Source organism: Nostoc sp. C052 (assembly GCF_013393905.1).
GTDB lineage: Bacteria > Cyanobacteriota > Cyanobacteriia > Cyanobacteriales > Nostocaceae > Nostoc.
In genome coordinates this window covers 17,298-26,526 of the sequence record NZ_CP040279.1, presented here as the reverse complement: position 1 = coordinate 26,526, position 9,229 = coordinate 17,298, and the positions used below count along the sequence as shown (strand labels likewise).

15 protein-coding genes and 1 pseudogene are annotated in these 9,229 nt (G+C 39.8%); 7 read left to right on the top strand and 9 right to left on the bottom strand.

The features are described 5' to 3' along the window. Position 1 precedes the first annotated feature (1 nt). The 8 genes from FD723_RS41265 to FD723_RS41230 form a co-directional block, all read right to left on the bottom strand. Complete coding sequence (locus FD723_RS41265; protein ID WP_179070944.1) at positions 2–271, bottom strand: hypothetical protein; 270 nt, start codon at positions 269–271, stop codon at positions 2–4. A gap of 70 nt (positions 272–341) precedes the next feature. Next, a complete protein-coding gene (locus FD723_RS41260) occupies positions 342–683 on the bottom strand; it encodes a hypothetical protein (protein ID WP_179070943.1) in 342 nt (113 codons plus the stop codon). Between the two features lie 6 nt (positions 684–689). Beyond that, on the bottom strand, positions 690–1,136 hold the full coding sequence (locus tag FD723_RS41255; RefSeq protein WP_179070942.1) for a hypothetical protein: 447 nt from the start codon (positions 1,134–1,136) through the stop codon (positions 690–692). A gap of 42 nt (positions 1,137–1,178) precedes the next feature. Then, positions 1,179–1,358, bottom strand: a complete 180-nt coding sequence (locus tag FD723_RS41250; protein WP_179070941.1) for a hypothetical protein — start codon at positions 1,356–1,358, stop codon at positions 1,179–1,181. Between the two features lie 42 nt (positions 1,359–1,400). Beyond that, the gene (locus FD723_RS41245) at positions 1,401–1,778 is read right to left on the bottom strand and encodes a hypothetical protein (protein WP_179070940.1); all 378 of its coding nucleotides are present in this window, start codon (positions 1,776–1,778) and stop codon (positions 1,401–1,403) included. A gap of 171 nt (positions 1,779–1,949) precedes the next feature. Then, positions 1,950–2,444, bottom strand: a complete 495-nt coding sequence (locus tag FD723_RS41240) for a DUF262 domain-containing protein (RefSeq protein WP_179070939.1) — start codon at positions 2,442–2,444, stop codon at positions 1,950–1,952. Further along, complete coding sequence (locus tag FD723_RS41235; RefSeq protein WP_179070938.1) at positions 2,441–3,301, bottom strand: hypothetical protein; 861 nt, start codon at positions 3,299–3,301, stop codon at positions 2,441–2,443. Before FD723_RS41235 ends, FD723_RS41240 begins: the two co-directional genes overlap by 4 nt. Then, the gene (locus tag FD723_RS41230; protein ID WP_179070937.1) at positions 3,298–4,263 is read right to left on the bottom strand and encodes an HNH endonuclease; all 966 of its coding nucleotides are present in this window, start codon (positions 4,261–4,263) and stop codon (positions 3,298–3,300) included. Before FD723_RS41230 ends, FD723_RS41235 begins: the two co-directional genes overlap by 4 nt. An 8-nt stretch (positions 4,264–4,271) precedes the next feature. Here FD723_RS41230 and FD723_RS41225 point away from each other — a divergent pair, with 8 nt between their 5' ends. From FD723_RS41225 to FD723_RS41200, 6 genes and pseudogenes are all read left to right on the top strand, one after another. After that, positions 4,272–4,511, top strand: coding sequence for a hypothetical protein (locus FD723_RS41225; protein WP_179070936.1), 240 nt, complete (start codon positions 4,272–4,274; stop codon positions 4,509–4,511). Continuing rightward, positions 4,511–5,692, top strand: coding sequence for an HNH endonuclease domain-containing protein (locus FD723_RS41220; RefSeq protein WP_256875451.1), 1,182 nt, complete (start codon positions 4,511–4,513; stop codon positions 5,690–5,692). Before FD723_RS41225 ends, FD723_RS41220 begins: the two co-directional genes overlap by 1 nt. A 121-nt stretch (positions 5,693–5,813) precedes the next feature. Then, positions 5,814–6,074 (top strand): Nif11-like leader peptide family natural product precursor, encoded by a 261-nt coding sequence (locus FD723_RS41215; RefSeq protein ID WP_179070935.1) that lies wholly within the window; start codon positions 5,814–5,816, stop codon positions 6,072–6,074. Positions 6,075–6,084: 10 nt separating this feature from the next. After that, a complete protein-coding gene (locus tag FD723_RS41210; protein ID WP_256875450.1) occupies positions 6,085–6,477 on the top strand; it encodes a hypothetical protein in 393 nt (130 codons plus the stop codon). Positions 6,478–6,833: 356 nt separating this feature from the next. Continuing rightward, complete coding sequence (locus FD723_RS41205; protein WP_179070933.1) at positions 6,834–7,919, top strand: DUF3696 domain-containing protein; 1,086 nt, start codon at positions 6,834–6,836, stop codon at positions 7,917–7,919. Between the two features lie 55 nt (positions 7,920–7,974). Beyond that, positions 7,975–8,592 (top strand): annotated as a pseudogene (locus FD723_RS41200) (HD domain-containing protein). 4 nt (positions 8,593–8,596) lie between these two features. Here FD723_RS41200 and FD723_RS41195 read toward each other — a convergent pair. After that, positions 8,597–9,076, bottom strand: coding sequence for a hypothetical protein (locus FD723_RS41195; RefSeq protein WP_179070932.1), 480 nt, complete (start codon positions 9,074–9,076; stop codon positions 8,597–8,599). On the opposite strand from FD723_RS41195, the gene FD723_RS43780 reads away from it, so the two are divergent. Beyond that, positions 9,075–9,200, top strand: a complete 126-nt coding sequence (locus FD723_RS43780; protein WP_256875449.1) for a hypothetical protein — start codon at positions 9,075–9,077, stop codon at positions 9,198–9,200. The genes FD723_RS41195 and FD723_RS43780 overlap by 2 nt on opposite strands. Positions 9,201–9,229 lie beyond the last annotated feature (29 nt).

Genomic DNA, 9,229 nt, shown 5'->3' with positions numbered 1-9,229 from the left:
ATTATTCTTCACCAGACAAAGCCAATATTTCTTTCAATGCTGCAACTTGTCCTTTGTCGTCAAACCTTATATACCAAGGCTTTTTAGCATAAGGTTTTAGTTGAGGCGGTAATTCACCGTTTTCTTGTTCATAGCGTTCAATCAGTTCGCAAAGATCCATTACTTCTGGTGTAGCATCTAGTATTTCATCGCTTAACAATAGTCGTTTAGCTTGAATAGCTATTGCTCTTAGAATTTCGTTTTCTTGCCTTAGCCGCTCTTCTTTATTCATGATTTACCTTTATTTATTACTTATTGCTTCAATTAACCATTAATATTGATTTTTTATTCAAGTACAAAATTTAACTCAAATACGGCTTAAATCTCTTAGGTAGATCATCATCTGATAGCCCAGTCAACTGTTTCACCTTTTCCCAAGCTTCAGTAAAAAGTTTTTGAAATTGCTCACTATTAGTTTGTTCCCATAAAATACACGTATTACTTTCACCAATTCTTTTAAAACGTGTTCTAGAAGGCATAGTTTGAGGTAAAGCGTAAGCTGAGATAGTTATTTTATCTTTATATAGTCTTTGTTTTTCTTCAATCGTCCATACATCTTCGTGTGCAAATATACGCCAGTCTGTTACCTCAAGAAGAACACGATATTGTTTACCGTGAAAAGTATGTTTAAAGGTATGAGACATAGTAACTTAATCAATAGGTTCATGTTCGCTGACATATTTTGTGATAACTTGCTCAATTTCGGACTCCATCACATCCATGTGACCATCAACATCAGCATACCAGCCGTATTGATTAAGTGCAGCGATCGCAGCTTTGACAGTATCATTCACTGCTTGTTTTCTCCTACCTTCAGGTGATGCTAAATAAGCCTGTCGTTCTGCTTCCTTCTGCCGCTCAAGAGTTTCAATTTTTTCTAAGATTGGTTGTATTTTATCTAGAGTCCAAAGGTAACTAGGTTCTACAGCACCAATTTCTTTGCCATCGGATGTATAGCGCTTTCCATTAGAGAGAGTTACTTGTCCAGTTGGGGAAATGCGTTCAATTACATCTATTTCAGCTTTAGTACCTATACGCACACTGTCATAGTAAAAAATTCCTACTTTATCCCCTGGTTTTAGTTCTAATGTGTTCATCAATTAAAATTGTAAATATTTATTTGAGAAGTTGTAATTATGTCAGATTAACTCATTTTTTTTAACTTCTTCATCTTCATCTACTACCTCTTCTACACTTTCAACTTTCCAATCAGGTAGTTCTCCAGACAATGCAGATTGTGCCGCCTCATCTTTATTTTCAGCAGTTACCTCTATCTCGAAATATTCTTTCCTTGATACCTTTACAACAAAATTTTTCATATAGCAGTCCTTAATTTTAGTGTCAATTAGTAGGATTATTGGTCACGACATCAAACTCAGTTGCAACAGTGCTTCACTTCGGGTTAACAACTTGCCAGTGCAGGGAGATAGCCAACACACCCCTGGCGGCTGCGCGTTGTCTTCCTTACGCCATCCGGCATTAAGTAATGTTTTCTCTTTGCGATCGCACTCGACAACTAGACCAATAATTTCTTTCGCTTCTGTCAGCGTATCCACACGCCGCAGGTTACTTTTATGGTGGTTTCTTTGAAAAGGAGTTGCCCCGCTTCTATCTTCAATTAACCACCCCGAACTGGTGTTACTCCGTCCGGGCATACCGTTTGAGTAATAGGTATTGCGGACGTAAAACCTACCATCAGCAGTAAGATATTCACCTGCCTCAATACGTTGCAGTTTCATGATGGTTTTAATCGGGATAGTCAGAATGTGCGATCGCTTACTCTTCTATTGTACATAGTTTACTATGAATTTACAATCTCTGCGTTTAGCTAACTGATAGCTGCCAACACATTTTCGCTAGCCCAAGGCTTCCTTTTTCCTATTGATGATCTGGTACGCCATCGCAGCCCTTTAATTAAGGCGTTCTGCAATAATCTCTATGATTTTTGCTATTTCTTCGGGGCTGGCATCCTCTGAAGGGATAATCGATATCAAAGATAGAGAATGGCCACTCAGCACTGTCTTTGCATGATATGGAAGAGTAGCATAAGTGCATCCATTTAGTTCTGTCTTAACTTCTAGCCCGCTCAAAACTAATTGATTAGTGTAAAAATCGACAATTGCTTTTAACCTCTGCTTGCCATCAATAACTTCGTGTGTATGATCTGACCTTTCATAGAGAACAATTGGCATTACAGGAAAATTAATAAGAAAAGATTCAATTAACTGGGATTTTTTAACATCATCCCAATTCACAGCAGATTGACTATAATTATCAATCCTCATGTAATTAGGATTAGACCTGATTTTTTCAACTAAGGCTGGTAGTTTTATTCTGTCAATTTCTTGAATTAATCTGTCTTGAGCAGATTCATATTTGGCATTAATTTCATCGTCTGTCATCATGATGATTCTTTTCCACCCATTACTAAAACTGGCTCAATCCAAACTAGTTTTCGTTGCTGCCTGCCTTCTCCGTAAGGTTGATTACGTAAGAATCCGCGTCTCCAATGAACGCTCTTAGTACCATGTGTACCGCTACTGCCTTCACTGCTTTGCGTGCCTTCACGTTTGAATCGATATCCAAGTCCTAGCCAAAGTGGTTGATAAAAATCTTGTGCTTGCGCTTTGCCAAAACCTCTATTCACCCTAACTAGTTCGCTTGTTGTATCTACAAGTTCAGGGCGGCACTCCATTATCAAAATCAATCGTAGTAAAATTGAGTGCAAATATTCATTAAATTCTACAACTACCTGCGGACTAAAATCTTTAACATCGGTATATCTGAACTTTTTTAAATTATCACTAACTTTGAATCTGCGGCAGAAAACACTATCTCCATCGATTGCAGCCCAATAAAGCAAGTCATCAGATGTATCATAATGCCAAAAAATTGCATCAATACTACGTTTTTCTGGGGAAAAAACTATACCCTTGGGCAGCATAAAAAATCCTGTTTTCATTGCCCATTGCAAATTTTCAACTTCAACATCTAAATTTGATTGCATCAATGCGCTCAACAAATCATTATTTACCCAGTAAGCAGGGCATTTGGCTTGCCCTACTTTCAAAAGTGTGTAAAGGCTAATATACCTTGAATCCTTGGGGTTGCTTCTGAGTGATGAAAGCAATAATTTTTCGGTAGCAGAAAAATACGCATCAGCAACAATACCGCACATTTTCTCATAGCTTTCGTAACCGTCTACATGAACAACGGGACGAATAACAATTTCATTAAACCAACCTCTAGGTTTTTTACTCATGCAGCACGCCTTGAAAACTCTTCACGATGCCATTGTAAAGAATCCTGTCTTGGATAATACTGCTCCTGGCTTGGTAAGATAATGCGATCGCCCTTAAATTCTCGCATCGGTCTAGCGTGTGGTGACACTTCTCGCAGATTCTCAGCAACAATAATGGTGTAATCGTCGTTGATGGTGAACCAAAAGCGGTCAAATGCCCAGTGATGATTTTTGCATAGTGACAGCCCGTTATCAATGCGGTCATCGTAGAACTGGGAGAATGGTTTGATGTGTGAGCCATCAACGATGTTCTGACCGATTGAATCAAGTATTTGCAATCCGCAAAAGGCACAGCGTTGGTTGTAAGTTGAGACAACGATTTTACGGAACGCACCATCCCGCACAATTACAGCTTGCTCATCTTCTAATTCCTCTGGTTGGTAGACCTTGCCACCAGTGCGCTGCAATTGGTCTTGTAGTTCAGCAAAGGCGTTGACTTGCAATAATGACTCTATATCCTGTGTACGCTCGTTAAACCATGAATTAATGAGTGTGTGGGTTAGTACAGTCCTGTCCTGGGGATTTTGCAGCAGTGACCAGAGTTCATCATCGAGGTAAGCATACTCTACAGTTTGCCTAATGGTACTGGGAGTTCTGATTTTCACCTTGGCAGCAATCAATGATTCAAACCCCAGTTTCATCTCAAAATACCAGAAACCGTCACTAGTGAGATGGTAAAAAGGTAAGCCTATATCAGGCTTGCGTACTGGCTCCAGGTGGCTCCACAGTTTGAGAAATGTGGCGATGAGTTCAGCAGATAGAGGAATTTGGTTTTTTCGGATTTGCCCCTGAGATATCATCTCAATGACGGACAGTAACAAAATCGGTTTATTGGGCGCATCAGGGCTAACATTTAAGCCTAGCTTCCCAACAACAGACTTTGGAGAAAATTTCTTAACGTAGTAAGCTAAATCTTTGGCCATTCGCAGCTATGAGAGAATATCGCTGTACACGTAACGCATTATACTTACACAACTGCACTGGGCGCGATGACATTAGAGAACGGCAAGGTCATTATATCTGGGCTGAAAGCGAAGAAGAAGCTTGGCAGAAAATGGCAACTAGGTTTCCTGAAGAAACCGAGGCAGGCTTTACCGTTCAAGAATGGGAAAGTTTTGATGTCACTGTGGTAGAAATCAAACGGGATGAAAACGGGAACACTATAGAGTAATGTTTTTAACTCCTGTTATGTCATCGGGAAGCAAAATTATCAGCACAATTCTCAAGCACGATACAAAAGCTACAAGCTACAAAATTGCCTTGCTGCGTGCGATTAATGATGTTGTCCTCAGCTTCCCCGATTTGCGGAACCGAAAAGCAGACGTAGCAGTTCCTTTGCGTTTACTAGCACAGTTTTGGGTGGCTTACTACTGGCCATTTGTCAAACCCAGTGAACCTATCTTGCAAGGGCAACGAGCAACACTGAACGGTCAATTGCGAAATGATATGTCGTTTCGTCCTCAGTTAGAGAAACTACGCCGTGAATGGGAATCAATTGTTGGCGGAACCTCAAGCCCTAGCGATGGCTTTTTCCTCATGAACGAGTTGAGAGTCCCGCGAAAATATCTTGCCTACTCCAAAGCGTTACGTCAAGTCTACCAAGCTGCCCTCACTGCCATTAGTAAAGCAATTGAAATGCCTGTTAGATATGCAGGGTTTGGTGAATGGGAAGTATTTAATAAACCTAAAAAGTATGCAGAACTTAGCACTCAAGTTGTAGCAATTCCAGGTACTCAACTAGCAGACAAATGCTTAGTAATTCAAGCCGATCTCTGGCAAACTTTTGGGGAGATGTCATTGTGGATTGAAGCACTTTGTATTCATGAATGGTGCTTGTTTACTGAAAAAGTGCAACAAGAAAATCACACTAAAGTGCATCGAGGTTTTATTTATCAGCTGCTAACAGATAGACCGGACAACCGCAGACCTTTGAATTGGGAACGCAACCATGTTGATGTACTGTTGATGGAAGGAACAGAGTTTGTTTGCCCGTGGACACAAAAGCACATTTCTTATGGTATCAGATACGATTTAGACCACCTTTTACCCGTATCTCTCTATCCGATTAACGAACTTTGGAACTTAGTACCTGCTGACCCTAATTTTAATTCCCACATCAAGCGCGATCGCTTACCGTCTCAGGCAAAATTACAACAAGCTCAACCCTCTTTAGAGTTAGCTTACAGAAACTACAGTAAATCTGGTTCGCTCTCGCTAGCACTTAAAGAAGATGTGGCTGTTAGGTTTTCTACTGTCTTTGGTGATACCGCTTCTTTTCCTGGTGTACTATCAACTGCTGTTGTTGACCTCATTAACATCTTTGCTGAGTCTCGCAATCTAGCTCGTTTTTGACAATATGGCAATAACATATCAAAGTTCAGTTTTCAGAAGTAGTAGAGTTAGGCTTTAGCGTCAAAGGATACCATTCGGCTTAATGTTACTCTGGTAGAGGTTCGGCACGAGGAGTCCAAAAATGAATGAGTCACTAGATGCTGCTCAAAGTGAACTACAAGTTATGGAATTTTTTGCAGCAGCACTCCAAGATCAACTGTTGTTAGGCCGACTGATGGAAGCAATGCGTACAAAAGATAAGGCTGCAATCATAACTATGGCTGTTGAACGTGGCTATAACTTCTCTCAAGAATCATTGCACCAGGGGCTAACAAAGATATTCCATTTGATGACACCAATCATGCAAGAGCAAAACTTAGCCGTGTCTGAAGAAATTGATTAAGGAGTATGAAGTGATACCAAGGGAAAGAATTCAGCAACTCCTTGACCCCTATGATTCTTCTCAAACTGAATGTGATGGCATGACCCGCATCTGTCACACTATACTAACTAATCATAGCATTGAGCATCAACCGATGTTTGGGGTTTTGACTCAACATCATCAATACATTGAGCCGCATTTTTGGATTGATTTACCAAGTGGAGAACGCATCGATTATCGAGCTAAGATGTGGCTTAAAGGAGAGGGTATCCCTCACGGAATCTTTCACCCTCAAGACTTTCCAGATGTCATCTACACTGGTGAACCTATAGAGTTAGATGTGTTGTCACCAACACTATTTGAAATACTGACTCTTGAGTTTAATTGGGAAAAATTTCAGCAACATGAAACACCTGACGCTTAATTTTGCTCAGGTTCTACCGTCATGATATATTGACCATACGCGCGACCATTCTCCCATTCCCTAGCATCAACTATATAATAAGTGTTATCAAGCTTGAAGACTGACATTCTTTTATTTCTTCTGGTCGCTACTTGGATTGCAACATTAACAAGTTCTTTAAAATTTTCACATGCCATCTATAATTCCAATTAAATCTTGATAAACTGCTAGTTTTTTTGATTAATCATCAAAAATGTAAATCACAAAATATATTTAAGATTTTGTCATATACAGGTTTGCTCAACAAGATTCTTACAAAATCGCTTTAGATAAACAAACTATAATAAAATTGAAGAACATCTATATTTTAACTATTAATGATTAGCTCATTACGGCTGCTAAATTTTAAAGCATTTGAGAATCAATTAGTTGAATTCAAATCGCTTACCCTGCTCTCTGGTTACAATAGCACTGGTAAATCCTCTGTGTTGCAAGCATTATCACTGCTGCATCAATCTTACCAGCAAAGTTTACTACAAAACACTGGTTTATTGCTCAATGGAAATTTGGTAAATATTGGCACAGCTAATGATGCTTTGTATGAAAATGCCAAACAAGACTATGTAGGATTTGAGCTTATTTTAAAAAACGGAACTAAAGGAACATGGCACTTTAAATACAACTCATTAGAGAGAGAAGCAAATTTTTTAGAGAGTGGATTCAACTCTGTTGATGCCGATGTTTATCAGTCAAGCATTTTCAGTAAAGAATTTCATCACCTTCAATCCGAACGTGCAACAACTGCATCAGGAATCTTAAATTACCAAAGGCGAGAACTTAAACAAATTGGGGCGCTTGGCGAATATACAGCACATTTTCTCTATACATACGGTAGTCAACCAATCCCCATCGCCCAACTCACTCACCCGCAAGCAAAATCAATAAATTTGCTAGACCAAGTTGAAGCATGGATGGGAGAAATAATTTCTAGTCTACGCATCCAAGTTAACGCATATCTAGATATGGATTTGGTTAACTTAAAATTTAGTGACCATGCTGGATACAGCATTACCTACGTTTTACCAATTATCGTTGCAATCCTCGCCTCCAGTCCGGGTGCATTGATTCTTATTGAACACCCAGAAACAGGACTCCACCCCCAAGCACAAACAAAGCTGGGTAAATTGTTAGCCCTGGCTGCTAACTGCGGCGTTCAAGTTGTGGTAGAAACTCATAGCGACCAGATTTTAAACGGCATTCGTCTTGCGGTGCATGGTGGTAAAATTGAGCCAGAAGATGTGCAATTACATTACTTTCAAAGCCAAAAAAACCAAGGTCAAGCTTTTATTAAAGTTGTGTCACCACGCATTAATAAAGACGGCAGGATTGACCGATGGACTGATGGGTTCTTCGATGAATGGGAAAACAGTTTAACAGTTTTATTAGAACCTGCAAAATCATAAATCGCTTCCGGCAAGCGCTACACTCATCGCCTCATACTATGACAAAAATCGGCAAATGGAAATATATAAACTCAGCTTACAAAGCTGGTCACAAGAAAGTTATATCAAAGCCTTAAAGAAAGCAGCACACGCACATCAAGGTCAAAAAGTGCCAGGGTCAAATATACCTTACATCATGCACTTGAGTTTTGTAAGTATGGAAGTCATTGCAGCTCTAAGTGTCGAAAAAGAACATGATGGCAACCTTGCTATTCAATGTGCTATTTTGCATGACACCATTGAAGATACTGATACCACTTTTGAGCAAATAAAAACTGAATTTGGTGAATCAATAGCTAATGGTGTACTGGCATTGACTAAAGATGAAAGTTTAGCAAAACATCTCCAAATGTCAGACAGTTTGCGAAGGATAAAAGAGCAACCATGAGAAATATGGATGGTGAAATTAGCAGATAGAATTAGCAATCTCCAAGCACCTCCACATTATTGGAATCAAGACAAAATTATTCGATATCGAGAAGAAGGTATTCAGATTTATGAAGCTTTGAAAGATGCCAGTTTGTTTCTAGCATCCCACTTGGCTACTAAAATTCAAGATTACAAGGCGTTCATCAAAGTAAATACCTACATTAGAGGAGGCGATCGCCGTTTGTTGGGCAGTTCCACCATGTAATTTATTACACTTCCAACTCTCGTAGCAGCGCCTCATTTATCCTTTGCGCCTCTTCCCCACTAGTTTCTACCACATCAAAAGCTTCTTGGACTGCTGCTTGCACTCTAGGCGGCAGCGCTTCAAATTTATCGTTGTTGAGTATAACAATGCGACAACCGGGGTAAGGGGCAAAATCACCGAAAGGTTCCATCCCTGATATCATGAGCAATTTGCTAAGTTCTGCAATAGAATGGCGAGGCTTCTGGTTGTCCTCAGTGCTGTTAATTTCGGATGCAAAATAACCACACAGCCAACTGAGGCTATCAATGTCTTTTTTTAAAGCTGCAACCGTACCATTTAACACTTGCTGGTTGAGCTTAACAGGCAGATTGTCAAAAATTTGGTCTAGGGCTTCTGGGTGTCGCTTGTGGCAATAACGCACCGCGTCTTCAACAATTTTATCGATTTTTGTAGGTTGGCGCTGCCCAAATCCTTTGCCAGACATGGTAGTTGATGTATTGAATACAGCGATTTTAGCAGGGGGAGCAGGGGGAGAGATTTTATTAGTTGCTAAATCATCCCGCTTTCGGGAGCAACGCCGTAATTCTTTAAGACAAAAAGTAAAATAGATGTAGCTCGAATTGACCAATTACAAGCT

What these genes read in the sequence shown, in the direction of transcription:
- FD723_RS41265 (WP_179070944.1), bottom strand. Translation starts at nt 271, where the DNA reads ATGAATAAAGAAGAGCGGCTAAGGCAAGAAAACGAAATTCTAAGAGCA.
- FD723_RS41260 (WP_179070943.1), bottom strand. Translation starts at nt 683, where the DNA reads ATGTCTCATACCTTTAAACATACTTTTCACGGTAAACAATATCGTGTT.
- FD723_RS41255 (WP_179070942.1), bottom strand. Translation starts at nt 1,136, where the DNA reads ATGAACACATTAGAACTAAAACCAGGGGATAAAGTAGGAATTTTTTAC.
- FD723_RS41250 (WP_179070941.1), bottom strand. Translation starts at nt 1,358, where the DNA reads ATGAAAAATTTTGTTGTAAAGGTATCAAGGAAAGAATATTTCGAGATA.
- FD723_RS41245 (WP_179070940.1), bottom strand. Translation starts at nt 1,778, where the DNA reads ATGAAACTGCAACGTATTGAGGCAGGTGAATATCTTACTGCTGATGGT.
- FD723_RS41240 (WP_179070939.1), bottom strand. Translation starts at nt 2,444, where the DNA reads ATGATGACAGACGATGAAATTAATGCCAAATATGAATCTGCTCAAGAC.
- FD723_RS41235 (WP_179070938.1), bottom strand. Translation starts at nt 3,301, where the DNA reads ATGAGTAAAAAACCTAGAGGTTGGTTTAATGAAATTGTTATTCGTCCC.
- FD723_RS41230 (WP_179070937.1), bottom strand. Translation starts at nt 4,263, where the DNA reads ATGGCCAAAGATTTAGCTTACTACGTTAAGAAATTTTCTCCAAAGTCT.
- FD723_RS41225 (WP_179070936.1), top strand. Translation starts at nt 4,272, where the DNA reads ATGAGAGAATATCGCTGTACACGTAACGCATTATACTTACACAACTGC.
- FD723_RS41220 (WP_256875451.1), top strand. Translation starts at nt 4,511, where the DNA reads ATGTTTTTAACTCCTGTTATGTCATCGGGAAGCAAAATTATCAGCACA.
- FD723_RS41215 (WP_179070935.1), top strand. Translation starts at nt 5,814, where the DNA reads ATGAATGAGTCACTAGATGCTGCTCAAAGTGAACTACAAGTTATGGAA.
- FD723_RS41205 (WP_179070933.1), top strand. Translation starts at nt 6,834, where the DNA reads ATGATTAGCTCATTACGGCTGCTAAATTTTAAAGCATTTGAGAATCAA.
- FD723_RS43780 (WP_256875449.1), top strand. Translation starts at nt 9,075, where the DNA reads ATGGTAGTTGATGTATTGAATACAGCGATTTTAGCAGGGGGAGCAGGG.
- FD723_RS41195 (WP_179070932.1), bottom strand. Translation starts at nt 9,076, where the DNA reads ATGTCTGGCAAAGGATTTGGGCAGCGCCAACCTACAAAAATCGATAAA.